The following is a 23,540-nucleotide window of genomic DNA, read 5'->3' as shown; positions in this document are numbered from 1 at the left end:
TCTAGAATGAAGGCCTTGTATCCTACATCGACAGACTCGCCAAGACTATTAAAGGCTGTCCGCCCGTTACCCCCATCAGACTATTCAGTGGACACAATGGAAGACACCGACCTGCAAGCGCTGATGGCCAGACTCGAACTGCTAATTAATCGGGTCGAGCAACTTAAGAGTCAAAACGGACTCCTATTAGCTCAGGAAAAAACCTGGCGCGAGGAACGCGCTCACCTCATTGAAAAGAACGAAATCGCCCGGCGTAAGGTCGAATCAATGATTTCGCGCCTCAAGGCCCTGGAGCAAGACTCATGAGTTCAAGCAATAGCGTTACCGTGCAGATCCTCGATAAAGAATATTCGATCATCTGCCCCCAGGAAGAGCGCAGCAACCTGGTGAGCGCCGCCCGTTACCTGGACGGGAAGATGCGTGAAATCCGCAGCAGCGGCAAAGTCATCGGCGCCGACCGCATTGCCGTGATGGCCGCGCTGAACATCACGCACGATCTTCTGCACAAGGAAGAACGCCCGGATGTGCAGGCCAGTGGCTCGACTCGCGAGCAGGTTCGCGACCTGCTGGATCGCGTCGATCTGGTGCTTGCCACCGATCCGGACGTCACCAAGGGCTGAAACACGAAACCGCTTGGGGTATACTCGCATCACTCCCTGGGGTGCTTGCCAGTTGACCACGTCCCTGAGCCGATTCGCACTACCCTGGAGGCTGCACGTTGGGCTGGTGTGCATGTCCGCTAGACGGAAAGCCTTAAAGCCTACTGCATCTTCCACCTTGAACTTTCGGGTTCAAGGGCTAAGTCAGCAGCGGTTCATCCGGGGAGCCTGATTCCAGTCCGATGCCGGTTTAAATACCGGCATCGGCTTTTTTACGGGTACGCTTTACGTATCTGTCCTGTCGAAGCCTGAATCCATGACCGAACCTGCGCTGCTGCCCCGCCCGCAACTTCGACGCATGCTGCGCAAGGCCCGCCGCGCACTGCCCCCCAGTCAGCAACGCCAGGCTGCTCGCGGGCTGTACAAGCAATTGGCTCAGCAGCCGTTGTTTCGCCGGGCCAAACACATCTCCCTCTACCTGCCCACCGACGGTGAAATCGACCCGCGCCTGTTGCTGCGCGCAGCGCAACGTCGGGGCAAGGCGACTTATCTACCGGTACTCAGTGCCTGGCCGCGGACCAAAATGGTGTTCCAGCGGATTCGTCCCGGTGAAAAACTCAAACCCAACCGCTTTCGTATTCTCGAACCCCGGCACAACCTCGCCCGCCAGCGCAAAGTCTGGGCGCTGGACCTGGTGCTGTTGCCATTGGTGGGATTTGACGACGTCGGCGGCCGCCTGGGAATGGGCGGCGGTTTCTACGATCGAAGCCTCGCCTACCTGGCGCGGCGAAAAAACTGGCGCAAGCCGACGCTGCTGGGCCTGGCCCATGAATGTCAGAAGGTAGAACGATTGGCTCAGGCGAGCTGGGATGTGCCGTTGCAAGGAACGGTTACCGACAAGGCGTGGTATTTCGCAGGCTAGACGCCACTGGAATCAGCGGCGCCCGAAAAACACGCTCAGCGCTTGAAGGCCGACGGCTGTTGTTGCTGTGCGATTTCGATTGGCGCGTCAGTCTTGTTGTTCCACAGGCTTTGGGCATAGCCGGTGGTCACGACGCCGAGGCCGAACAAAATAACCAAAATCCATAGTAAATCCGGTTTGCGTTTCATCGATTGCCCCCCAAAGGCACATCAACACGATGACAGCAGCGGTTTCCGTTGTAGGTGTAGGCCGTGCAGCAGCGTCAAGCTTAGAAGGCCGGCATTTTGCGGCAACGTGAACTGACACGCAAACGCTGGCGTCAACCGACTGTCGGTTTGTCATAAAATTGCCCGACAACTTGCCCAATCACCTCGCAAGGAGCAAAAACCATGGCCTATTGGCTGATGAAATCCGAGCCCGATGAACTCTCGATCAAAGACCTGGCGAAGCTTGGCAAAGCGCGCTGGGATGGGGTTCGCAACTATCAGGCGCGTAACTTTTTGCGGACGATGGCGGTGGGCGACGAGTTTTTCTTCTATCACTCCAGCTGCCCGGAGCCCGGGATTGCAGGGATCGGAAAGATTATTCAAGCGGCGTATCCGGACCCAACGGCGCTGGAGCCGGAAAGTCATTACTACGATCCAAAGGCCACGCCAGAGAAAAACGCCTGGAGCGCGATTGATGTTGCGCATGTCGAGACGTTTTCCAAGGTGTTGAAGCTGGATTACTTGAAGCAGCAGACGGCGTTGGCCGAGATGCCATTGGTGCAGAAAGGCTCAAGGTTGTCGGTGATGCCGGTTACCGCCGAGCAATGGACAGCGGTGCTCGGCCTGCGCTAAACAAGCTGAACCGCCCGACGCTCTGGCCTGGATCGGTCAGACGTGACACCCCGTTGACGGATATCAAGTCGCCCCGCCGCTTGCCTGTCAGACTACGACGCTACAGACGCAGGATGCCGACATGTCGATTCACCGCCGCTCTTCACTTTTTTTCGCCTTTTTACTGGGGGCAGTGTTACTGGCCGCTGGGGGTTTTGGTTATTGGAAGTCGACCCTTAGCCGACTGCCCGAAGGGTTGTATGTCGGTAATGGCCGACTTGAAGCCACTGAAGTACAGATCGCCAGCAAAACAGCCGGCCGGCTGGCCGAAGTCCTGGTCGATGAAGGCGACAAGGTGACCAAGGGTCAGCTGCTGGCACGCATGGACACCCGGACCCTCGAAGCCCAGCGCAACCAGGCCGAAGCCGAAGTGATACGCGCCCGGGAAAACCTCAATGCCGCCCAGGCCAATGTGCAACTGCGCCAGAGCGAGCAACGGCTTGCCCACCAAGAGCTCAGCCGTTCTCAGGAATTGTTCAAGCGCGGCTTCTCCAGTGGCCAGACCATCGATCAGCAACAATCTCGCTTCGAAACGAGCAACGCGGCCGTCACCGCGGCCCGTGCGCAGGTGTCCGCCGTCGGCGCCGCCATTGGCGCGGCGCAGGCACAAGTCGCTCAGCTGACCAGCGAGATTGACGACAGCAGCCTGCGGGCGCCCATTGACGGGGTGATTCAGCTGCGCATGGCCGAACCCGGTGAAGTCCTCGGTGCCGGTGGGCGGGTGTTGTTGCTGATTGATCCGAACGATCAGTACATGAACCTCTATCTCGCCACATCCGTAGTGGGACGCCTGGCGGTCGGTGATGAAGCGCGGATCCTGCTGGACGCCCTGCCCGGCCAGCCGTTGCCGGCGAAAATCAGCTTCGTGGCAGCCAAATCGCAATTCACCCCCAAAGAAGTCGAGACCCGCGACGAACGTCAGAAACTGGTGTTTCGGGTCAAGCTGCGCCTGACCCAACCCAGCAGCGTGCCCCAGGCCAAACCGGGGATGCCCGGTAACGGCTACGTGCGCACCGCGCCCATTGGCTGGCCGGCCAATCTTCAATGACCGGCCTGGCGCTGCAAGCCACCGGCCTTCAGCACCGTTACGGCCAACAGCAGGTGCTGACCGACATCACGTTCAGCCTGCCCGCCGGCACCCGGTGCGGCTTGATCGGTCCGGACGGCGCCGGGAAATCCAGCCTGCTGGGATTGATTGCCGGTGTGAAGACGCTGCAAGACGGCCAACTGGACGTGCTCAGCGGCTCGATCCAGGACCGGCGCCACCGTATCAGCCTCTATTCGCGAATTGCGTTCATGCCTCAAGGCCTGGGCGGCAACCTGTATCCCGAGCTGTCGATCAGCGAAAACATTCACTTCTTCGCCACTTTGTTCGGCCTGTCCGGAGCCGAATGCGATCAGCGCATGCAAAGTCTGTTGCTGGCCACCGACCTGCAGCGGTTTGCCGAGCGCCCGGCGGGCAAGTTATCGGGCGGCATGAAACAGAAGCTGGGCCTCTGTTGTGCGCTGATTCATGAACCCGACCTGTTGATCCTCGATGAACCGACCACCGGCGTCGATCCGCTGTCCCGGCGGCGCTTCTGGGAATTGATTGATGACGTCCGGCGTCAACGTCCGCAATTGACGCTGTTGGTTGCCACCGCGTACATGGAAGAGGCCGAGCAATTCGAACACTGCCTGATGCTCGATGGCGGCAAACTGATTGCCGCCGGCTTGACCCGCGACCTCGGAGCAGCGACCCCCAGCGGCAAGCTCGATGAGGCCTTTACTCACTTCCAGGGCGACAGCGGCCGTGACAACCAGCCGCTGGTGATCCCTGCCCGAACCAACGCCACGGCCGACATCGCCATCGAAGCCCATGACCTGACCCTGCGCTTCGGCGATTTTACGGCGGTGGACAAGGTCAGCTTCGCCATCGGCCGCGGCGAGATCTTCGGGTTTCTGGGCTCCAATGGCTGCGGCAAAACCACCACCATGAAAGTCCTCACCGGGCTGATCCCGGCCAGCGAAGGCCGCGCCACGCTGCTGGGCAATCCAGTGAATGCCAAGGATCTTGCCACCCGCAAACGCGTCGGCTTCATGTCCCAGAGTTTCTCGCTCTATGGCGAACTCAGCGTGCGGCAGAATCTGGACTTGCACGCCCGGCTGTTCGATTTGCCCAAGGCCGAGAGCGCACAACGCATCGATGAGCTGATCCAGCGCTTCAACCTGGGCAGCGTCGCTCATCAGCCGTCCGGAGCACTGCCACTGGGCCTGCGCCAACGCTTATCCCTGGCGGTGGCGGTGCTACATCGCCCCGAAGTGCTGATCCTCGACGAACCGACGTCCGGCGTCGACCCGGCCGCACGGGATGATTTCTGGCGGCTGCTGATCGAACTGTCTCGCGAACAGGGCGTGACAATTTTCCTCTCCACGCATTTCATGAACGAAGCCCAGCGCTGTGACCGCATCTCGCTGATGCACGCCGGCAAGGTCCTGGCCTGCGACACCCCGGCGGCTCTGCAACTGCAGTTCAAGGGCCAGACTCTGGAGGCGGCGTTCGTCACCTGCCTGGAGCAGGCCCAGGGCCCGATCGTAACGGCGGCGCCACCAACGCCCATCGACACGACGCTCGCCCCCGTCGCCCCGATGCAAGACAGCCGCTTCAGTTTTGGACGGTTGCGGGCGCTGGCGAGTCGTGAAGGCAAGGAGTTGCTGCGCGATAAAGTGCGCATGGCCTTTGCCCTGCTCGGGGCGATGTTCATGATGGTGATTTTCGGCTACGGCATTTCCCTGGATGTGGAAAAACTCGCCTTCGCGGTCTACGACCAGGACCAGACGCCACAAAGCCGGGCGTATCTGGAGGCTTTCCGCAGCTCCCGTTACTTCGACGAACAACCGCCCATCAGCGATCCGGCGCAATTGCATCGACGATTACAGCGCTCGGAAATCAAACTGGCGCTGGAAGTCCCGCCGGGATTCGGCCGGGACTTGTTCGCCGGTCGCCAACCCGCTGTCGCGGCCTGGCTCGATGGCGGCATGCCGTTTCGCGCCGAAACCAGCCGCAATTACGTGGAAGCGGTACACCAGGGCAACCTGGTGCAATTGGCCGAGCAGTCCAGCCCCGCACTGAACCGGCAAGCCGCAGCCCAACTGGAAACCCGCTTCCGCTACAACCAGGATGTCGTCAGCGTCAACGCCATCGGTCCCGGGGTGATGGCGCTGATCCTGGCGTTCATCCCGGCCATGCTGACGGCGCTGGGCATCGTGCGGGAGAAAGAACTGGGCTCGATCACCAACTTCTACGCCACACCGCTGACGCGACTGGAGTTCCTGCTAGGTAAGCAAGCGCCATATCTGGCCATCAGCTTGATCAACCTCGCCGTCCTGACGGCTATGAATCGCTGGCTGTTCGGCGTGCCTTTCAAGGGCAGCGGCCTGACCCTGGCCTTCGGCGGGCTGCTCTACGTGCTGGCGACCACCAGCATGGGCCTGTTGATTTCGGCGTTCACCCGAACCCAGATTGCCGCCATTCTCGGCACCATGATCATTACCAGTCTGCCGACCATTCAGTTCTCCGGCTTGATCGTGCCGCGCTCGTCACTCGATGGCGCGGCCGCTGTCATGGGGATGCTGTTCCCGGCGGGTTACTTCCTCGATATTGCCGTTGGCACGTTTACCAAGGCCCTGGATATCCGGCAGTTGTGGCCGCAATGCCTGGCACTGTTCGGGTTTTTCCTGGGGTTTACCGGCCTTAGCCTGGCCATGCTGAAAAAGCAGGAGGCCTGATGCACAAGCTTGCGCACATCCTGCGACTTGGCCTCAAGGAACTCACCAGCCTGCGACACGACAGCGTGTTGCTACTGTTCCTGTTCTATGCCTTCACCGTCGCGATCTACATGCCGGCCGCGGGCTCGGTGATTGGCGTGCACAACGCCAGCGTGGCCATGGTCGATGAAGATCACAGCCACCTGTCACGACAATTGGCGCAAGCCCTGCAGCCGCCGGAATTCCAGGCGCCGGTGTCGTTGCCCTATGAACAACTGGACGATGTGCTGGACAGCGGTCGATTCACCTTCGTCATCAATATTCCGGCCAATTTCCAGGCAGATCTGTTGGCTGGCCGCCAGCCAGCCGTGCAGGTCAACGTCGACGCCACAGCCATGAGCCAGGCGTTCATGGGGGCGGGCTACATCGGACGGATTTTCCAGCGCGAACTGCAGACCTACAGTGAACAAGGCGATGCAGCGAGCAAAGCCCCCGTGCTGCTGACCACCCGAGCGCTGTTCAATACCAATCTGGAGGGCGGCTGGTTCCTGGCGGTGATTCAAATCGTCAACAACATCACCATCCTCGCCATCATCCTGACCGGCACAGCGTTGTTGCGTGAGCGCGAACACGGCACCCTCGACCATTTGCTGGTGCTGCCCCTCACGGCGCTTGAAATCATGCTGGCGAAAATCTGGAGCAACATGCTGGTGGTGGTGCTGTGCACCTGGATCTCGCTGGAGGTGATCGTCAAAGGTGCACTCGGCGTGCCGCTGGCCGGTTCCATGACCCTGTTCCTGATGGTGACGGCCGTTTATCTGTTCGCCAGCACAGCGCTGGGGATATTCCTTGCGACCCTCGCCCGCTCGACGCCGCAATTCGGCCTGCTGGCGATTCCGGTGATCATCCCGATGTTGCTGCTCTCCGGCGGCAGTACGCCGCTCGACAGCATGCCGCAATGGCTGCAATGGGTCATGCAGGGCTCGCCATCGACCCACTTCGTCAGCCTCAGCGCCGCGATACTGTTTCGCGACGCGGGGATCAATGTGGTGTGGCCGGACTTGCTGGCATTGAGCGCCATTGGCCTGCTGTTTTTTAGCGTGGCGCTGATGCGGTTTCGCAAGAGCCTGGCGTCCTGAATCGCGGGCAAGCCGGCGCCCACAGGGTTCTGCTCAGTTCCTGTGGGAGCGGGATTGCTCGTGAAGAGGCCGGCCCGGGCAGCGAGAGACTTACTGAATGATGAGGTTGTTGAACAACAAATCCTCAACCATCGGCTTGCCGGTCTCATCGTTCATCACTTGCTGAGTCTGCTTCAGGGCTTCCTGACGCAGCTTTTCCTTGGCTTCAACGTTGCTCATCGCTTCGGTCGTCTGCTGGGCAAACAACGCCACCAGCTGATTACGGATCAACGGCTCGTTGGCCTTCACTGCCTTGGTCGCCTCCTCACCGGTCACGCGCAATGCCACATCGGCCTTGTAGACCTTGAGCTTCGGCGTACCGTCCAGCCCATAGTTGCCCACGAACGGCGGGCTCAGGGTGATGTAATTGACCTTCGGAGCTTCACCTTCTTTGGCTTCTTCGGCCATCGCTGCCACAGGCAGAGACAGGGCCAGCAACAACATGATCCACGCTTTCACAATTCGCTCCTTATCCGGTTTGCGGCCTAGCATAACGACCCGCCGCTCAAGCACAAGCTTATGGCTGACTATCAGGGTCGGGCATGCTCGTTGACCCATCGACTCACACACCTACACTTATCGGCCATCACTCCCAAAGGAATAGCCCTGATGAAAGCCGTGCTGTGCAAAGCCTTCGGCCCTGCCGAATCGCTGGTGCTGGAAGACGTCGCCAGCCCTGTCGCGAAGAAGAATGAAATCCTGCTGGACGTGCATGCCGCCGGGGTGAATTTCCCGGACACGCTGATCATCGAGGGCAAATACCAGTTCAAGCCGCCCTTCCCGTTTTCCCCGGGTGGCGAAGCGGCCGGTGTGGTCAGTGCAGTGGGCGAAAAAGTCAGCCACCTCAAGGTCGGTGACCGGGTCATGGCCCTGACCGGCTGGGGCAGTTTCGCCGAGCAGGTCGCCGTGCCGGGCTACAACGTGCTGCCGATCCCGCCCTCGATGGACTTCAACACCGCTGCCGCGTTCAGCATGACTTACGGCACCTCGATGCACGCACTCAAGCAACGGGCCAACCTGCAACCGGGTGAAACCCTGCTGGTGCTCGGCGCTTCCGGCGGTGTAGGCCTGGCCGCCGTAGAAATCGGCAAAGCCATGGGCGCCCGCGTGATTGCCGCCGCCAGCAGCGCCGAAAAACTTGCGGTGGCCAAGGCAGCCGGCGCCGATGAACTGATCAACTACAGCGAAACCAGCCTCAAGGACGAAATCAAACGCCTGACCGACGGCCAGGGTGCCGACGTGATTTACGACCCGGTCGGCGGCGATCTGTTCGACCAGGCCATCCGCGCCATCGCCTGGAACGGCCGCTTGCTGGTGGTCGGTTTCGCCAGCGGACGCATTCCAGAACTACCGGTGAACCTGGCGCTGCTCAAGGGCGCGGCCGTAGTCGGCGTGTTCTGGGGTTCGTTTGTCCAACGCCAGCCGCAGGACAACGCGGCGAACTTCCAGCAGTTATTTGGCTGGTTTGCCGAGGGCAAACTGAGGCCGTTGGTTTCGCAGGTGTATCCGCTGAGCAATGCGGCGCAGGCGATCAATGATCTTGGACAGCGCAAGGCGGTCGGGAAAGTGGTGGTACAGGTTCGCTGAACCTTAAAAAGCGGGCCGGATTGTCCGGGCCGCTTTTTCAGGACGCTTGAAATGCCTCATCAACCGCCGCCCAGGACCATTCCCATAACGCCCTTCACTTATACCTGTGCGACATGTTCATAAAGGAACACGCAACTGCCCACATTTCCGCTGTTTGGTCGATGCGAACCGGTGCTATTTTCGGTAACGAAACTGTAACATTCGCATCCGCAGTCAAAACAAGAAATCTGGAGCTCTTGAATGTTTGCTTTCTTTCGTCCTGCCGCACATCAGGCTCCATTGCCTGAAGAAAAAATAGACGACACCTATAAACGCCTCCGCTGGCAGATCTTCGCCGGGATTTTCATCGGGTATGCGGGTTACTACCTGCTGCGCAAGAACTTCACCCTGGCGTTCCCCGATCTGATCGCCCAAGGCTATACGAAGGGTCAACTGGGTGTGGCCATGTCGGCGATTGCCATCGCCTACGGTCTGTCCAAGTTTTTGATGGGCATCGTGTCCGACCGCTCCAACCCGCGTTACTTCCTGCCCTTCGGCCTGGTGGTCTCCGCCGGGGTGATGTTCGTTTTCGGTTTCGCACCGTGGGCGACATCCAGCGTGACCATGATGTTCATCCTGTTGTTCATCAACGGCTGGGCGCAAGGCATGGGCTGGCCGCCAAGTGGCCGCACCATGGTGCATTGGTGGTCGCAGAAAGAACGCGGCCAAGTGGTGTCGATCTGGAACACCGCGCATAACGTCGGCGGTGGCTTGATCGGCCCGCTGGCGATTCTCGGCATGGGCTGGTTCAACGACTGGCACAGCAAGTTCTACGTCCCGGCCGCCGTGGCGCTGCTGGTTGCGGTCTTTGCGTTCATTGTGATGCGCGACACGCCGCAATCGACAGGCCTGCCGCCGATCGAGAAGTACAAGAACGATTACCCGGAAGGCTACGACGCCAGCCACGAAGAAGAATTCAGCGCCAAGGACATCTTCGTCAAATACGTGCTGCGCAACAAAATGCTCTGGTTCATTGCCCTGGCTAACGTCTTCGTCTACCTGCTGCGCTACGGCATTCTGGACTGGGCACCGACTTACCTCAAAGAGGTCAAGCACTTCGACTTCGACAAGAGTTCGTGGGCGTATTTCCTCTATGAGTGGGCAGGCATTCCGGGCACGTTGCTGTGCGGCTGGATGTCGGACAAGGTTTTCCGTGGCAACCGTGGCCTGACCGGCATGGTGTTCATGGCGTTGGTGACCGTTGCGACGATCGTGTACTGGCTGAATCCGCCGGGTAACCCGATGGTCGACATGATCTCGCTGTTCGCGATCGGCTTCCTGATCTACGGCCCGGTGATGCTGGTGGGCTTGCAAGCGCTGGAACTGGTACCGAAAAAGGCCGCCGGTACCGCCGCGGGCTTTACCGGTCTGTTCGGTTACTTGGGCGGGTCAGTCGCGGCCAGTGCGCTGATGGGCTACACCGTAGACTACTTCGGCTGGGATGGCGGCTTCATCCTGTTGGTCGCCGCCTGCTTGCTGGCAATGGCGTTCCTGGCGCCCACGCTGGGGCACAAGCAAATCGCCAGTCAGACCCGCGAAGAAGCGATCGCCTGATCGGCTTTTGATTGGCAGCGCTTGAGCCGCGCCTCCAGATTCCGGTCTGGCATGGCGTGGCTACGCAGGGCGTTGGCGGTCTGCTCGACATAATCGCGAGTGGTGCCGTAACGCCCGCAAGCGTTTTCGAACACATGGCTCAGCACATGATCCGGCAAGTTGCCGGCATAGCTGGGCAAGTGCCGCTCCAACACAAACCCCAAGGCCTGAACCTGGCTTCCGTCTTCGAGACGGCAGTTGAGCCAGTGTGGCCGATAAGACGGGAACGGCATTTCGCGCTGCCAAAGCGCATAAAGCGAGGCTTCCAGTTGTTCTTCGGGCAAACGGTAAGCGAAGCCGCTGCAAGAACCGCCGCGATCCAGGCCAAAGACCAGACCAGGGACTTCCGGCGTGCCGCGATGTTCGTGGGACCACAGGTATAACCCGCGATGGTAGCCATGCACTCGGCCGCGCACTCGCTCCACCGCCGCACATTCAGGGCGCCAGATCAGCGAACCATAAGCGAATAACCAGACGGGCCCGCCCTTGTGTCGAGCCATGGTCGACTGCATCGAGCTGAGTAATTGTTCGTGCGTAAGCTGCGGCCCCAGATCGAGCCGCGGAGGGTAAGCCAGATTCAAAAATGAAGATTCAATGGCGCTCATGGCGAATAGCGTTCAGCTCCCCGCGGATAAAGAATTACTAAATAGAACGCACCGCTGTAACAATAAGGCACATATGTTTTAAGGCAATTTAAGTGCCATGGCACAGTTCTTAAATAATTGCCTTCCTTGGATATAACCTACCGGCATTTATATAAATTTATAAATACCGATCGGCTATATATGGAGTTATAACGATTAGAATCGCGGATCAAGATCGTGGATCAAGATCGTGGCGCGTACGCAAAGACGTCGGCACGCATTTGATGGGCATCCATCCCCGCTTCAACCAACGCATCCAGCGTGCCGTAGACCATGGCCGGTGAGCCGCTGGCATATACGTGCAGCGCTTTCAGATCAGGGAAGTCCTCACACACTGCCTCATGCAACATGCCGCAACGCCCCTGCCAGCCGCATTGATCGCTGACGACTTTATGCAGGAACAGATTGGGCAGTTTCAGCCACTCATCCCAATGTTCGATTTCATAAAAGTCTTCAGGCCGACGCACACCCCAATACAGATGCACCGGATGTTTAAAACCCGCAGCCCGGCAATGTTCGATCAGGCTGTGGATCTGGCCCATGCCGGTGCCGGCGGCAATCAGCACCAGCGGACCGTCCGGCAGTTCCGCCAGATGGGTATCGCCGAACGGCATCTCGATCCGCACCATCGGGTTGCGTTGCAGTTGTTCGATCAGGCTCAGCGCACTGCTTTCGCGCGCCAACACATGAATTTCCAGGTCGCGGCCGGAATGCGGTGCCGAGGCCAGGGAGAAGGCGGATTTCTCGCCGTTTTCACGTTCGATCATCAAATACTGGCCGGCGTGATAACGCGGTGGCTTGCCGGCTGGCGCCCGCAGATGCACGCGAAAGGTATCGCCGCCGACGTCCCTGCATTCAATGACCTGACACGAAAAGCTGCGCACCGGCAGTTCTCCCAGCGCGAGCACGCCATCCCACAGCACGATGCAGTCTTCCAGCGGCTCTGCTATGCAAGTGTAGAACTCGCCATGGTCACGCACACCGCCGTCCTGTTCGACCCGGCCTTCCACCAGCAACGCCGCGCACACGTGACAATTGCCGTTACGACAGCTTTGCGGGCATTCATAGCCCAGGCGCCGCGCGCCATCGAGAATACGCTCGCCGGGCAGAATCTCTAGCACTGCTCCGGAAGGCTGCAAGGTTACACGCATCAATCTATTCCTAACTGATTCCAGATGGCATCGATCCGTTGGGTCACGGCGTCGTCCTTGACGATCACCCGGCCCCACTCGCGAGTGGTTTCGCCCGGCCATTTATGCGTGGCATCGAGCCCCATCTTCGAACCCAGGCCGGAGACCGGCGAGGCGAAGTCGAGGTAGTCGATCGGCGTGTTGTCGATCATCACCGTGTCGCGCTTGGGGTCCATGCGCGTGGTGATGGCCCAGATCACGTCGTTCCAGTCTCGCGCATTGATATCGTCGTCTGTGACGATAACGAACTTGGTGTACATGAACTGTCGCAAAAACGACCAGACACCGAGCATTACCCGCTTGGCGTGGCCCGGATACGACTTCTTCATGGTCACGATGGCCATGCGGTACGAGCAACCTTCCGGCGGCAAGTAGAAGTCGGTGATTTCCGGGAACTGCTTCTGCAGGATCGGCACGAACACTTCGTTCAGCGCCACGCCGAGAATCGCCGGTTCATCCGGCGGACGGCCGGTGTAGGTGCTGTGGTAGATCGGTTTGATCCGATGGGTAATGCGCTCGACGGTGAACACCGGAAAGCTGTCGACTTCGTTGTAGTAGCCAGTGTGGTCGCCGTAAGGGCCTTCGTCTGCCATCTCGCCCGGATGGATCACGCCTTCAAGGATGATCTCGGCGGTGGCCGGCACTTGCAGGTCGTTGCCGCGGCACTTCACCAGTTCGGTGCGGTTGCCGCGCAGCAGACCGGCGAAGGCGTATTCGGAGAGGCTGTCCGGTACCGGCGTCACGGCGCCAAGGATGGTCGCCGGGTCAGCGCCCAGGGCCACGGAGACCGGGAACGGCTGGCCGGGATGCTTTTCGCACCACTCACGGTAATCCAGCGCGCCGCCCCGGTGGCTCAGCCAGCGCATGATGACCTTGTTGCGGCCAATCACTTGCTGACGGTAGATGCCGAGGTTCTGGCGGTCTTTGTTCGGACCTTTGGTGACGGTCAGGCCCCAGGTGATCAGCGGGCCGACGTCGCCGGGCCAGCAGGTCTGCACCGGCAGCATCGCCAGATCGACGTCGTCGCCTTCGATGACCACTTCCTGGCACACCGCGTCTTTCACGACTTTCGGCGCCATCGCAATGATCTTGCGGAAGATCGGCAGCTTGGACCAGGCGTCCTTCAAGCCCTTCGGCGGCTCGGGCTCTTTGAGGAAGGCCAGCAGCTTGCCGATCTCGCGCAGCTCGCTGACCGCCTCGGCGCCCATGCCCATCGCCACCCGCTCGGGGGTGCCGAACAGGTTGCCGAGCACCGGAATGTCGTAGCCGGTCGGGTTTTCGAACAACAGCGCCGGGCCTTTTGCCCGAAGCGTGCGATCACAGACTTCGGTCATCTCCAGCACTGGAGAGACGGGGATCTGGATGCGTTTCAACTCTCCGCGCTGCTCAAGCTGCTGCACGAAATCCCGAAGATCCTTGAATTTCATTGACGATGGCACCCCTAAAATAGGCGTACATCCTACCTGCTCTGCCGCCCGCTGGCAGCTTATCGCTGCTTACTTGGCCGCATTTGCGTTGCCATTGCCCAGTGTCGTGCGGGCTTGCAAGCGCTTGAACAGCGGCTCAAGCACCGGCGCGATAAAGCGCGCACCGACTTCCGACAGGTGATTGTCGTCGGTATACAGCGAATGACCGTCGAGTTGGGCGCGGCACAAGCCCGCGTGATCGCACAGCAATGGCGCCGGATCAACCACGGTCACGCCGGGGTTCGCCGCCGCTATCTGCGCGAACAGTTGGCTGATGAACGCCTGGCGCTTGAAGTGCTCAGCCACTGCTAAACCGACGTCATCGGTCGGACGATGCAGCATGGCCAGGCGGCTGAGGCGGTAAGGCGGGCTGAAGGGTTGCAACGGCGCTTCCTTGATCAGCCAGACGCGATGCCCGCCATTGCGCAATTGCCGGATGGTCGCCTGCAACCCTTCCGCCAGTTGCTGCTCGGCATTGGCCCTTTCGTAACGACCATGGGCATCTTTCAGTGCATGCCCGAGATCGCCTTTCGCATCACCATAGAGATACAGGCTCCAGCGCGCGACAAGCACCACATCGCCCACCGACTGCGGCTTCAACTCCTGCTCGACCCGGCGATTGAAACGGGCGCACCGTTGATCGTGCTCAAGCCCTTCCACCGGGAGGCAGCCCGTGGAGCTGGCGAGAATCACGCTGACGCCATGCTTCTGCGCCCCCTCATCGAATACCGGAATCAGCGCGGTGGCGTGACTGTCGCCCCAGACCAGCACCCGTGACGACAACGCCGGCGCCCCGTAGTGACAGAAGAGCTTGTCGTCAGGGGTTTTGTCGTCGGCTAAACAGCGCATCAGTTCCGGACGCCATTCCTTCGCCTTGGCGTACTGCAACGCTTGATCGGACAGGCGCGAAGGCAAGCCATGGGTCCAGCGCAACGTTTGCCCGGCCAGCCCCAGCACCAGTACACCGACGCCCGCCGCCACCAGCATCTGCCGACGCCCCGCCAGCAGCCGTCGTTCACGGAACGGCGTCTCGACAAATTTCCACGACAAGTAGCCCAGCACCAGGGTGAGCAGAATCAAGCCGGCAATATCAAACGGGCCGGGCTCCTCGACACTGGCGTAACTGGCGAAGACAAACACCGGCCAATGCCACAGGTACCAGGAATAGGAAATCAGCCCGACGCCGACCAGTACGCGACTGGCCAGCAGCCCCCCGACCAGGGTCTGCCGATGGCCGTTGGCCCAGATCAGTGCAACCACGCCCAAGGTCGGCAACAACGCCGCGACACCGGGGAATGGCGTGCTTTTGTCGTAACCTACTATCGCCAGCAGAATCAACCCGAACCCGGCCAGGCTGACCACTTGAGCCCCGGCGGTGGTCAGGCGCCATTGGCTTCTGGGCGCCACGGCCAGCATGGCGCCGGCCAACAACTCCCAGGCGCGCATCGGCAACAGGAAAAACGCTTTCTCAGGGTGATGCGCAACGGCCCACACACTGAGCCCGAAAGACACCAGCAATACGGCGAACAGCGCCAGACGCCAGGCTTTCAGGCGACTCGACAACAGCGTCAGCAACAGCGGGAAAACGATATAGAACTGCTCTTCAACCGCCAGCGACCAGGTATGCAGCAACGGCTTGAGGTCGGAAGCAACGTCAAAGTAGCCGTCCTGACGCATGAACAGGATGTTGGAGACAAACATCACCTGGTAACGCACCGAGCGCCCCAGTTCTTCATAGTCCTTGGGCGCTAACAGAAACCAGCCCACCGCCAGCACGGCAATGATCATGGCAAACAGCGCGGGGAGGATTCGCCGGGCACGGCGGGCCCAGAAGTCGACAAAGCTGAAACGCCCGGCCTGACGCTGGTTCCAGATGATCGAGGTGATCAGGTAGCCGGAAATCACAAAGAAGATGTCCACGCCGACGAACCCGCCGGTAAACCCTGGAACGCCAAAATGGAACAGCACCACGGCAATCACGGCGATTGCGCGTAAACCGTCGATATCCCTTCGATAAGCAAGCGTGCTCATAAACAGTAAGGCCAGTCAGTTGATTGTTTTTACGATCGTTTTTTTGTTTTCTAACTGACCGGAGTTAATCACAAACCTCCCATTTTTCTGGCAAAAAAAATGGCGCCCCGAAGGACGCCATTTTAAGCGGATGTAAAAACCGCCTTACTTACGCTTCATCGACAAGAAGAACTCGTCGTTGGTCTTGGTCGTTTTCAGCTTGTCGACCAGGAACTCGATGGCCGCAATTTCGTCCATCGGGTGCAGCAGCTTGCGCAGAATCCACATGCGCTGCAACTCGTCGTCGGCCGTCAGCAACTCTTCGCGGCGGGTGCCGGAACGGTTGATATTGATGGCCGGGAAGACGCGTTTTTCAGCGATACGACGGTCCAGAGGCAGTTCCATGTTGCCGGTGCCTTTGAATTCTTCGTAGATCACTTCGTCCATCTTCGAGCCGGTTTCAACCAGCGCGGTGGCGATGATGGTCAGCGAACCGCCTTCCTCGATGTTCCGCGCGGCGCCGAAGAAACGTTTCGGTTTCTCCAGTGCGTGGGCATCGACACCACCGGTGAGTACTTTGCCGGAGCTCGGGATCACGGTGTTGTAGGCACGAGCCAAACGGGTGATGGAATCGAGCAGGATCACCACGTCTTTCTTGTGTTCGACCAGGCGCTTGGCCTTCTCGATCACCATTTCTGCAACCTGCACGTGGCGGGTTGGCGGCTCATCGAACGTCGAGGCAACCACTTCGCCGCGCACGGTGCGCTGCATTTCGGTCACTTCTTCCGGACGTTCATCGATCAGCAATACGATCAGGTGAACTTCAGGGTTGTTACGAGCGATGTTGGCGGCGATGTTCTGCAGCATGATCGTTTTACCGGCTTTCGGCGGTGCAACGATCAGACCGCGCTGGCCTTTGCCGATCGGGGCGCACAGGTCGATGACACGACCGGTCAAGTCTTCGGTGGAACCGTTGCCGGCTTCCATCTTCATGCGCACGGTCGGGAACAGCGGGGTCAGGTTCTCGAAGAGAATCTTGTTTTTCGCGTTCTCGGGACGATCGTAGTTGATCGTGTCGACCTTGAGCAGCGCGAAATAACGCTCGCCTTCCTTCGGAGGGCGGATCTTGCCAACGATGGTGTCACCGGTGCGCAAGTTGAAGCGACGGATCTGGCTCGGCGAGACGTAGATATCGTCTGGGCCGGCGAGATAGGAAGCGTCAGCGGAGCGCAGGAAGCCGAAGCCGTCCTGGAGAATCTCCAGCACGCCATCACCGGAGATTTCCTCGCCGCTTTTCGCGTGCTTTTTGAGCAGGGAGAAAATCACGTCCTGCTTGCGCGAACGGGCCATATTTTCTATGCCCATCTGTTCGGCCAATTCGAGCAGTTCGGTAATCGGCTTTTGCTTGAGTTCAGTCAGATTCATATAGGAATGACGTAATCATTTATGGAGGGGGGGAAATTAAGCTTTTGGCTTAATGAGGCCGCGCCGCAGAGAAGGCGACAGGATCGCGTACTTATTCGAAAAGGAGTGCGTCGGCGACGGCTAGCAGGGGGCAATGGAGAAACCAGTGCGGGGCCGAATGTACCACCTGAGTTTCGGAGCGTCTAGCCCTCAATAACGAAAAGGCCCCGCATTATGCGGGGCCTTTTCATGACGCTTTATAACAACGCTTAAATGTTGGCGTCGAGGAAGGCCGCCAGTTGCGACTTCGACAGTGCGCCGACCTTGGTCGCTTCAACGTTGCCGTTCTTGAACAGCATCAGAGTCGGGATACCACGCACGCCATGCTTGGCCGGGGTTTCCTGGTTCTCGTCGATGTTCAGCTTGGCAACGGTCAGTTTGCCTTTGTAGGTTTCAGCAATTTCGTCCAGGACAGGAGCGATCATTTTGCAAGGGCCGCACCATTCAGCCCAGTAGTCGACCAGTACAGCGCCTTCGGCCTTGAGGACGTCGACGTCGAAGCTAGCGTCGGTGACGTGTTTGATAAGATCGCTGCTCATGGAAGTCTCCAGGTTGTAAGCAAAAAAACGTGGCCCATCATAGCCGCCCTTCCCTCGTTCAGGAAGGTGCAGTTGATTGAGTCTCGCTATGGTGGCGCATGACTTTGGGTATAGCTCAAGTCACGGGGTGGCGGGAGCGACGAAGGCAATTCCGGTACGCAGGGCTGCATTGCGTACATGTTCCTGCATGGCTTTCTGCGCCGCGCCGGACGAACGCCGGGCTAGCGCACGGAGGATTTTGCGGTGTTCCTGCCAGGTTTCCATGGCGCGTTCGGCCCGGATGAACGGTAGCTTCTGGCTCTCCAGAAAGATGTCGGCGCTGGCCGTGAGGATGCTCAGCATCGCCTGATTACCGCTGGCCAGCAGGATGCGTCGGTGAAAATCGAAATCCAGTCGTGCCGCCGCCTCGAAGTCGCCTGCCTTCAATTCGTTGCGCATGGCGGCCACGTTGTCTTCCAGCGTATCGAGCTCGTGAGTGCTCAGGGTCACCGCGGCCAAACCGGCGGCAAAACCTTCCAGGGCATAACGCAACTGGAAAATATCCAACGGCGATGCCTGGGCTGCGAAGGGCCAGCTCAGTGCCGCATCGCCGCGCGGCAAATCCACCGGCGACTGCACGAATACGCCCTTGCCCGGCTGGATGCTGATCACGCCCAACGCACTCAACGACGACAGCGCCTCACGCAGGGACGCCCGACTCACCCCCAATTGCACCGCCAGATCTCGCTGCGAAGGCAAGGCATCGCCCGGCGCGAAACCCTGTTCGGTGATCAGTTTACGGATGGCTTGCAGCGCCACTTCAGGTACGGCTCTGGAAATCAAATTCATGGTTTTTTCAGACGAACCAGGACAATGAGCGGCTAGTTGTAAAGCTATTCGCAGCCCTCGGCAAGTCGTGCCCCATGGGGGTTCGGCACGTTTCACGGATGCGCCATGAGGGTGCGAAACGCCCATTCACTGTTCAGACCAGTAAGACCGAAAGAATCCAGTAAAACCGTGGCCTGCGGCCCCCAAATCCGCTTCTTGGCATGGCCCGTGCTCTGTCGATCCGCAGAATTCATTCCTCGTCGATTCGGAGATTCGCCATGACCCTGCGTTACAGCGCCCTTCTCACTGCCCTGTTTGCCAGCCTGATGTTGAGCCAGGCACCCGCTCACGCCGACGGCCTGGAGGATGTAGTCAAACGCGGCGTCCTCAAGGTCGCCGTGCCTCAGGACTTTCCGCCGTTCGGCTCGGTCGGCCCGGACATGAAACCCCGAGGCCTCGACATCGACACCGCCAAACTGCTGGCCGAGCAACTCAAGGTCAAACTTGAACTGACCCCGGTCAACAGCACCAACCGCATTCCATTCCTGACCACCGGCAAGGTCGACCTGGTGATCTCCAGCCTGGGCAAGAACCCCGAGCGCGAGAAAGTCATCGACTTCTCCAGCGCCTATGCGCCGTTCTACCTCGCCGTGTTCGGTCCGCCGGATGCCGACATCAAAGGCCTGGACGACCTCAAGGGTAAAACCATCAGCGTCACCCGGGGCGCCATCGAAGACATCGAGCTGACCAAAGTCGCTCCCGAAGGTGTGACCATCAAACGCTTCGAAGACAACAACTCGACCATTGCCGCCTACATCGCCGGGCAAGTCGACCTCATCGCCAGCGGCAACGTGGTGATGGTCGCGATCAGCGAGAAAAACCCTAAACGCATTCCAGCGTTGAAAGTGAAGCTCAAGGACTCGCCGGTCTATGTCGGCGTGAACAAGAACGAGCCGGCGCTGTTGGGCAAGGTCAATCAGATCCTCGCCACCGCCAAAACCGACGGCGCACTGGAGAAAAACTCCCAGACCTGGCTGAAAGAGCCATTGCCGGCCGACCTCTGATCGTCGCTCGGGAGATTTGATATGGCCTATCAGTTCGACTTTCTGCCGGTGGTGCAAAACACCGATCTGCTACTGCGCGGCGCCTTATTCACCCTTGAACTGACGGCCATCGGCGCGGTGCTGGGTGTGGGGCTGGGCATCGTCGGGGCGCTGGTGCGGGCGTGGAACATTCGCCCGTTCTCGGCGATCTTCGGGGTCTACGTCGAGTTGATCCGCAATACGCCGTTTCTGGTGCAGCTGTTTTTCATTTTCTTCGGCTTGCCGTCGCTGGGAGTACAGATTTCCGAATGGCAGGCGGCGGTGCTGGCGATGGTGATCAACCTCGGTGCCTACTCGACCGAAATCATCCGCGCCGGTATCCAGGCGATCCCCCGAGGACAGCTGGAAGCCGCAGCGGCCTTGGCGATGAGTCGATTCGAAGCGTTCCGCCACGTGGTGCTGCTGCCAGCGCTGGGCAAGGTCTGGCCGGCCCTGAGCAGCCAGATCATCATCGTCATGCTCGGCTCGGCGGTCTGTTCGCAAATCGCCACCGAAGAATTGAGCTTTGCCGCCAACTTCATTCAGTCACGCAACTTCCGCGCCTTTGAAACCTATGCCCTGACCACGCTGCTGTACCTGTGCATGGCGCTGCTGATCCGCCAACTGCTGAACTGGATCGGCCGTCGCTACATATCAAGGAGCAGCCAATGAGCGATTTCACCTTCTGGGACGTCGTGCGCAACCTGCTCACCGGCCTGCAGTGGACCCTGGCGTTATCGCTGGTGGCGTTTATCGGCGGCGGGCTGATCGGCTTGCTGATCATGGTCATGCGCATCTCGAAAAAGCCTCTGCCGCGTAACATTGCCCGCACTTACATCGAGCTGTTCCAGGGTACGCCGCTGTTGATGCAGCTGTTTCTGGTGTTTTTCGGCGTGGCGCTGGCCGGTGTGGAGATTTCGCCGTGGATGGCGGCGGCGCTGGCCCTGACGCTGTTCACCAGCGCCTATCTGGCGGAGATCTGGCGCGGCTGCGTCGATTCGATTCCCAATGGTCAGTGGGAAGCCTCGTCAAGCCTGGCGCTCAACCCGCTGGAGCAACTGCGCTACGTGATTCTGCCGCAAGCGCTGCGGATCGCCGTGGCACCCACCGTGGGCTTCTCGGTGCAAGTGGTCAAAGGCACCGCCGTGACCTCGATCATCGGTTTCACCGAACTGACCAAGACCGGCGGCATGCTCGCCAACGCGACGTTCGAACCCTTCATGGTCTACGGCCTCGTCGCCCTCGGCTACTTCCTGCTTTGCTATCCCTTGTCCCTCAGTGCGCGCTACCTGGAAAGGAGACTGCATGCCTCTGCTTAGAATTTCGGCCCTGCATAAATATTACGGCGACCACCATGTGCTCAAAGGCATCGACCTGAGCGTCGAGGAAGGCCAGGTGGTGGCGATCATCGGCCGCAGCGGCTCGGGCAAATCCACCTTGCTGCGCACCCTCAACGGCCTGGAGTCGATCAACGACGGCGTAATTGAGGTCGACGGCGAATACCTCGATGCCGCTCGCGCCGATTTGCGCACCTTGCGGCAGAAAGTCGGGATGGTGTTCCAGCAGTTCAACCTGTTCCCGCACCTGACCGTGGGCGAGAACGTGATGCTCGCGCCGCAAGTGGTGCAAAAAGTGCCGAAGGCCAAAGCGGTCGAGCTGGCGCGGGAGATGCTGGAGCGGGTCGGGCTGGGCGAGAAGTTTGATGCCTTCCCGGACCGGCTGTCGGGCGGGCAGCAGCAGCGCGTAGCGATTGCCCGGGCGTTGGCAATGTCTCCCAAAGTCTTGCTGTGCGACGAAATCACGTCAGCGCTGGACCCGGAATTGGTCAATGAAGTGCTGAGCGTGGTCCGGCAACTGGCCAAGGAAGGCATGACACTGATCATGGTCACCCATGAAATGCGCTTTGCCCGGGAGGTGGGGGATAAGTTGGTGTTCATGCATCAGGGCAAGGTGCATGAGGTGGGGGATCCGAAGATTCTGTTTGCGAACCCGCAGACGGCGGAGCTGGCGAACTTCATCGGCACAGTTGAAGCAGCAGGCTAACCCTTTTGTGGCGAGGGAGCTTGCTCCCGCTGGGCTGCGCAGCGGCCCTAAAAACTATCACCTCGTTTTCACTGGATCGCATGTGCAGGTTTTGCGACTGCTGCGCAGTCGAGCGGGAGCAAGCTCCCTCGCCACAGGAACTCATGCCGTCCGTGCTCTGGATCAAGGCTTTGAACGCTGCGCGTTGGCGGCAGCGTTTGATCGTGGCAGGATGTCGAGGTTATCGACCGAGACCCCATGACCATGCCGCAATCCCAAGCCAAGAATCTGTCCCTGATCGCCGCAATCGACCTGGGCTCCAACAGCTTTCACATGGTCGTGGCCAAGGCCCAGAACGGCGAAATCCGTATTCTCGAGCGCCTCGGGGAGAAAGTTCAGCTGGCCGCCGGCATCGACGAAGAGCGTCAGCTCAACGAAGAATCCATGCAGCGCGGGCTCGATTGCCTGAAGCGTTTTGCCCAACTGATCAACGGTATGCCGCCCGGTGCCGTGCGGATCGTCGGCACCAACGCCCTGCGTGAAGCCCGCAACCGCGGTGAATTCATCCGCCGCGCCGAAGAAATCCTCGGCCACTCGGTGGAAGTCATCTCCGGCCGTGAAGAAGCGCGCCTGATCTACCTCGGCGTGTCCCACACCCTCGCCGACACCCCGGGCAAACGCCTGGTGGCCGACATTGGCGGCGGCAGTACCGAATTCATTATCGGCCAGCGCTTCGAACCGCTGCTGCGCGAAAGCCTGCAGATGGGCTGCGTCAGTTATACCCAGCGTTATTTCAAGGATGGCAAGATCACCCCGGCCCGCTACGCCCAGGCGTACACCGCAGCGCGGCTGGAGATCATGAGCATCGAACACGCGCTGCATCGCCTGACCTGGGATGAAGCCATCGGCTCCTCGGGCACCATCCGCGCCATTGGCCTGGCGCTGAAGGCGGGCGGTCATGGCACGGGCGAGGTCAACGCCGAAGGCCTGGCCTGGCTCAAGCGCAAACTGATGAAGCTGGGCGATGTCGAGAAAATCGACTTCGAAGGCATCAAGCCTGACCGCCGCGCGATTTTCCCCGCCGGCCTGGCGATTCTCGAAGCGATCTTCGACGCCCTAGAACTGCAGCGCATGGATCACTGTGAAGGCGCCCTGCGCGAAGGCGTGCTCTATGACCTACTGGGCCGTCATCACCATGAAGACGTCCGTGAGCGCACGCTCAGCTCGCTGATGGAGCGTTATCACGTCGATCTGGAACAAGCGGCGCGGGTCGAGCGCAAAGCCCTGCATGCCTTCGATCAGGTGGCCAAGGATTGGGAACTGGATGACGGCGTCTGGCGCGAACTGCTCGGCTGGGCGGCCAAGGTCCATGAAGTGGGCCTGGACATCGCTCACTATCAATACCACAAGCACGGCGCCTACCTGATCGAGCACTCGGACCTGGCCGGGTTCTCCCGTGAAGACCAACTGATGCTCGCGTTGTTGGTGCGCGGTCACCGACGCAACATTCCCCGGGACCGGTTTGCCGATTTCGGCGAGGACGGGATCAAGCTGATTCGTCTGTGCGTGCTGCTGCGCTTTGCGATCCTGTTCCATCACATCCGTGGCACCCAGGAAATGCCGCAGGTCGTCTTGCACGCCAAACGCGACAGCCTCGATGTGTTGTTCCCTGAAAACTGGCTGGACGAAAACCAACTGACCCAGGCCGACTTCGCTCTCGAAGCGGAATGGCTCACCCGAGTCAGCTTCACGCTGAACGTGCGCTAAAAACCG

General features: G+C 59.9%; 23 protein-coding genes and 1 other RNA gene. 15 read left to right on the top strand and 9 right to left on the bottom strand.

Annotated elements, in window-relative coordinates; translation table 11 throughout:
• Window positions 1-96 precede the first annotated feature (96 nt).
• The 4 genes from FHL16_RS00555 (at window position 97) to FHL16_RS00540 (ending at window position 1,521) form a co-directional block, all read left to right on the top strand.
• Window positions 97-306, top strand: a complete 210-nt coding sequence (locus tag FHL16_RS00555; protein ID WP_003213954.1) for a TIGR02449 family protein — start codon at window positions 97-99, stop codon at window positions 304-306.
• Window positions 303-620, top strand: coding sequence for a cell division protein ZapA (locus FHL16_RS00550; RefSeq protein ID WP_007942435.1), 318 nt, complete (start codon window positions 303-305; stop codon window positions 618-620). Before FHL16_RS00555 ends, FHL16_RS00550 begins: the two co-directional genes overlap by 4 nt.
• Window positions 621-650: 30 nt before the next feature.
• A non-coding RNA gene (gene ssrS / locus FHL16_RS00545) (6S RNA) lies at window positions 651-829 on the top strand.
• Between the two features lie 86 nt (window positions 830-915).
• Window positions 916-1,521, top strand: coding sequence for a 5-formyltetrahydrofolate cyclo-ligase (locus FHL16_RS00540; protein ID WP_077747169.1), 606 nt, complete (start codon window positions 916-918; stop codon window positions 1,519-1,521).
• Window positions 1,522-1,556: 35 nt separating this feature from the next.
• On the opposite strand, the gene FHL16_RS00535 is transcribed toward FHL16_RS00540, so the two are convergent.
• Entirely contained in the window at window positions 1,557-1,709 is a 153-nt protein-coding gene (locus tag FHL16_RS00535) for a hypothetical protein (protein WP_007942433.1), read from the bottom strand.
• A gap of 201 nt (window positions 1,710-1,910) precedes the next feature.
• On the opposite strand from FHL16_RS00535, the gene FHL16_RS00530 reads away from it, so the two are divergent.
• From FHL16_RS00530 to FHL16_RS00515, 4 genes are all read left to right on the top strand, one after another.
• Complete coding sequence (locus FHL16_RS00530; protein WP_077747168.1) at window positions 1,911-2,360, top strand: EVE domain-containing protein; 450 nt, start codon at window positions 1,911-1,913, stop codon at window positions 2,358-2,360.
• Between the two features lie 121 nt (window positions 2,361-2,481).
• On the top strand, window positions 2,482-3,447 hold the full coding sequence (locus FHL16_RS00525) for an HlyD family secretion protein (protein WP_077747167.1): 966 nt from the start codon (window positions 2,482-2,484) through the stop codon (window positions 3,445-3,447).
• On the top strand, window positions 3,444-6,167 hold the full coding sequence (rbbA, locus tag FHL16_RS00520) for a ribosome-associated ATPase/putative transporter RbbA (protein WP_077747166.1): 2,724 nt from the start codon (window positions 3,444-3,446) through the stop codon (window positions 6,165-6,167). The genes FHL16_RS00525 and rbbA overlap by 4 nt, the downstream gene beginning before the upstream one ends.
• Window positions 6,167-7,285 (top strand): ABC transporter permease, encoded by a 1,119-nt coding sequence (locus FHL16_RS00515; protein WP_077747165.1) that lies wholly within the window; start codon window positions 6,167-6,169, stop codon window positions 7,283-7,285. The genes rbbA and FHL16_RS00515 overlap by 1 nt, the downstream gene beginning before the upstream one ends.
• Window positions 7,286-7,375: 90 nt before the next feature.
• Here FHL16_RS00515 and FHL16_RS00510 read toward each other — a convergent pair whose 3' ends face one another.
• Window positions 7,376-7,783, bottom strand: coding sequence for a flagellar basal body-associated protein FliL (locus FHL16_RS00510; protein ID WP_010465012.1), 408 nt, complete (start codon window positions 7,781-7,783; stop codon window positions 7,376-7,378).
• Between the two features lie 150 nt (window positions 7,784-7,933).
• On the opposite strand from FHL16_RS00510, the gene FHL16_RS00505 reads away from it, so the two are divergent.
• Window positions 7,934-8,911 carry an NADPH:quinone oxidoreductase family protein gene (locus FHL16_RS00505; RefSeq protein ID WP_077747164.1) on the top strand — a complete coding sequence of 326 codons (978 nt, stop codon included), beginning with the start codon at window positions 7,934-7,936 and terminating at the stop codon, window positions 8,909-8,911.
• A gap of 240 nt (window positions 8,912-9,151) precedes the next feature.
• A complete protein-coding gene (gene glpT / locus FHL16_RS00500; protein WP_010465017.1) occupies window positions 9,152-10,504 on the top strand; it encodes a glycerol-3-phosphate transporter in 1,353 nt (450 codons plus the stop codon).
• On the opposite strand, the gene FHL16_RS00495 is transcribed toward glpT, so the two are convergent.
• The 7 genes from FHL16_RS00495 to FHL16_RS00465 form a co-directional block, all read right to left on the bottom strand.
• The gene (locus FHL16_RS00495; protein ID WP_010465019.1) at window positions 10,477-11,148 is read right to left on the bottom strand and encodes a gamma-glutamylcyclotransferase; all 672 of its coding nucleotides are present in this window, start codon (window positions 11,146-11,148) and stop codon (window positions 10,477-10,479) included. The genes glpT and FHL16_RS00495 overlap by 28 nt on opposite strands.
• Before the next feature lie 221 nt (window positions 11,149-11,369).
• Complete coding sequence (locus FHL16_RS00490) at window positions 11,370-12,338, bottom strand: CDP-6-deoxy-delta-3,4-glucoseen reductase (RefSeq protein WP_010465021.1); 969 nt, start codon at window positions 12,336-12,338, stop codon at window positions 11,370-11,372.
• Entirely contained in the window at window positions 12,338-13,804 is a 1,467-nt protein-coding gene (ubiD, locus tag FHL16_RS00485; RefSeq protein WP_007942423.1) for a 4-hydroxy-3-polyprenylbenzoate decarboxylase, read from the bottom strand. The genes FHL16_RS00490 and ubiD overlap by 1 nt, the downstream gene beginning before the upstream one ends.
• Before the next feature lie 69 nt (window positions 13,805-13,873).
• A complete protein-coding gene (locus FHL16_RS00480; RefSeq protein WP_077747163.1) occupies window positions 13,874-15,874 on the bottom strand; it encodes an acyltransferase family protein in 2,001 nt (666 codons plus the stop codon).
• A 144-nt stretch (window positions 15,875-16,018) separates the two neighbouring features.
• Window positions 16,019-17,278: a transcription termination factor Rho gene (gene rho, locus FHL16_RS00475; protein WP_007942421.1), complete on the bottom strand. Its 1,260-nt coding sequence runs from the start codon at window positions 17,276-17,278 to the stop codon at window positions 16,019-16,021.
• 248 nt (window positions 17,279-17,526) lie between these two features.
• Window positions 17,527-17,856 (bottom strand): thioredoxin TrxA, encoded by a 330-nt coding sequence (trxA, locus tag FHL16_RS00470; protein WP_008150340.1) that lies wholly within the window; start codon window positions 17,854-17,856, stop codon window positions 17,527-17,529.
• Between the two features lie 120 nt (window positions 17,857-17,976).
• Window positions 17,977-18,684 (bottom strand): FadR/GntR family transcriptional regulator, encoded by a 708-nt coding sequence (locus FHL16_RS00465; protein WP_077747162.1) that lies wholly within the window; start codon window positions 18,682-18,684, stop codon window positions 17,977-17,979.
• Between the two features lie 257 nt (window positions 18,685-18,941).
• On the opposite strand from FHL16_RS00465, the gene FHL16_RS00460 reads away from it, so the two are divergent.
• From FHL16_RS00460 to ppx, 5 genes are all read left to right on the top strand, one after another.
• Window positions 18,942-19,727: a transporter substrate-binding domain-containing protein gene (locus FHL16_RS00460; RefSeq protein ID WP_077747161.1), complete on the top strand. Its 786-nt coding sequence runs from the start codon at window positions 18,942-18,944 to the stop codon at window positions 19,725-19,727.
• 21 nt (window positions 19,728-19,748) lie between these two features.
• Entirely contained in the window at window positions 19,749-20,417 is a 669-nt protein-coding gene (locus tag FHL16_RS00455; protein ID WP_010465033.1) for an amino acid ABC transporter permease, read from the top strand.
• Window positions 20,414-21,064 carry an amino acid ABC transporter permease gene (locus FHL16_RS00450; RefSeq protein WP_010465035.1) on the top strand — a complete coding sequence of 217 codons (651 nt, stop codon included), beginning with the start codon at window positions 20,414-20,416 and terminating at the stop codon, window positions 21,062-21,064. Before FHL16_RS00455 ends, FHL16_RS00450 begins: the two co-directional genes overlap by 4 nt.
• Window positions 21,051-21,788: an amino acid ABC transporter ATP-binding protein gene (locus FHL16_RS00445; RefSeq protein WP_010465037.1), complete on the top strand. Its 738-nt coding sequence runs from the start codon at window positions 21,051-21,053 to the stop codon at window positions 21,786-21,788. Before FHL16_RS00450 ends, FHL16_RS00445 begins: the two co-directional genes overlap by 14 nt.
• Window positions 21,789-22,031: 243 nt before the next feature.
• On the top strand, window positions 22,032-23,534 hold the full coding sequence (gene ppx / locus FHL16_RS00440; RefSeq protein WP_010465038.1) for an exopolyphosphatase: 1,503 nt from the start codon (window positions 22,032-22,034) through the stop codon (window positions 23,532-23,534).
• Window positions 23,535-23,540: the final 6 nt, after the last annotated feature.

The sequence above is a fragment of the Pseudomonas sp. FSL W5-0299 genome, from assembly GCF_005930655.1.
Taxonomy (GTDB): domain Bacteria; phylum Pseudomonadota; class Gammaproteobacteria; order Pseudomonadales; family Pseudomonadaceae; genus Aquipseudomonas; species Aquipseudomonas mandelii.
The sequence above is the reverse complement of the archived record's forward strand: the minus strand, read 5'-3'. Positions and strand labels throughout refer to the sequence as shown.

Excerpts from the sequence above, each read along its gene's own strand:
- FHL16_RS00480 (WP_077747163.1), bottom strand. The coding sequence starts at position 15,874 with ATGAGCACGCTTGCTTATCGAAGGGATATCGACGGTTTACGCGCAATC.
- FHL16_RS00465 (WP_077747162.1), bottom strand. The coding sequence starts at position 18,684 with ATGAATTTGATTTCCAGAGCCGTACCTGAAGTGGCGCTGCAAGCCATC.
- FHL16_RS00515 (WP_077747165.1), top strand. The coding sequence starts at position 6,167 with ATGCACAAGCTTGCGCACATCCTGCGACTTGGCCTCAAGGAACTCACC.
- trxA (WP_008150340.1), bottom strand. The coding sequence starts at position 17,856 with ATGAGCAGCGATCTTATCAAACACGTCACCGACGCTAGCTTCGACGTC.
- FHL16_RS00455 (WP_010465033.1), top strand. The coding sequence starts at position 19,749 with ATGGCCTATCAGTTCGACTTTCTGCCGGTGGTGCAAAACACCGATCTG.
- FHL16_RS00460 (WP_077747161.1), top strand. The coding sequence starts at position 18,942 with ATGACCCTGCGTTACAGCGCCCTTCTCACTGCCCTGTTTGCCAGCCTG.
- FHL16_RS00525 (WP_077747167.1), top strand. The coding sequence starts at position 2,482 with ATGTCGATTCACCGCCGCTCTTCACTTTTTTTCGCCTTTTTACTGGGG.
- rho (WP_007942421.1), bottom strand. The coding sequence starts at position 17,278 with ATGAATCTGACTGAACTCAAGCAAAAGCCGATTACCGAACTGCTCGAA.
- FHL16_RS00450 (WP_010465035.1), top strand. The coding sequence starts at position 20,414 with ATGAGCGATTTCACCTTCTGGGACGTCGTGCGCAACCTGCTCACCGGC.
- FHL16_RS00495 (WP_010465019.1), bottom strand. The coding sequence starts at position 11,148 with ATGAGCGCCATTGAATCTTCATTTTTGAATCTGGCTTACCCTCCGCGG.
- FHL16_RS00535 (WP_007942433.1), bottom strand. The coding sequence starts at position 1,709 with ATGAAACGCAAACCGGATTTACTATGGATTTTGGTTATTTTGTTCGGC.
- FHL16_RS00530 (WP_077747168.1), top strand. The coding sequence starts at position 1,911 with ATGGCCTATTGGCTGATGAAATCCGAGCCCGATGAACTCTCGATCAAA.
- glpT (WP_010465017.1), top strand. The coding sequence starts at position 9,152 with ATGTTTGCTTTCTTTCGTCCTGCCGCACATCAGGCTCCATTGCCTGAA.
- ubiD (WP_007942423.1), bottom strand. The coding sequence starts at position 13,804 with ATGAAATTCAAGGATCTTCGGGATTTCGTGCAGCAGCTTGAGCAGCGC.
- FHL16_RS00505 (WP_077747164.1), top strand. The coding sequence starts at position 7,934 with ATGAAAGCCGTGCTGTGCAAAGCCTTCGGCCCTGCCGAATCGCTGGTG.
- rbbA (WP_077747166.1), top strand. The coding sequence starts at position 3,444 with ATGACCGGCCTGGCGCTGCAAGCCACCGGCCTTCAGCACCGTTACGGC.
- FHL16_RS00540 (WP_077747169.1), top strand. The coding sequence starts at position 916 with ATGACCGAACCTGCGCTGCTGCCCCGCCCGCAACTTCGACGCATGCTG.
- ppx (WP_010465038.1), top strand. The coding sequence starts at position 22,032 with ATGCCGCAATCCCAAGCCAAGAATCTGTCCCTGATCGCCGCAATCGAC.
- FHL16_RS00555 (WP_003213954.1), top strand. The coding sequence starts at position 97 with ATGGAAGACACCGACCTGCAAGCGCTGATGGCCAGACTCGAACTGCTA.
- FHL16_RS00445 (WP_010465037.1), top strand. The coding sequence starts at position 21,051 with ATGCCTCTGCTTAGAATTTCGGCCCTGCATAAATATTACGGCGACCAC.
- FHL16_RS00550 (WP_007942435.1), top strand. The coding sequence starts at position 303 with ATGAGTTCAAGCAATAGCGTTACCGTGCAGATCCTCGATAAAGAATAT.
- FHL16_RS00490 (WP_010465021.1), bottom strand. The coding sequence starts at position 12,338 with ATGCGTGTAACCTTGCAGCCTTCCGGAGCAGTGCTAGAGATTCTGCCC.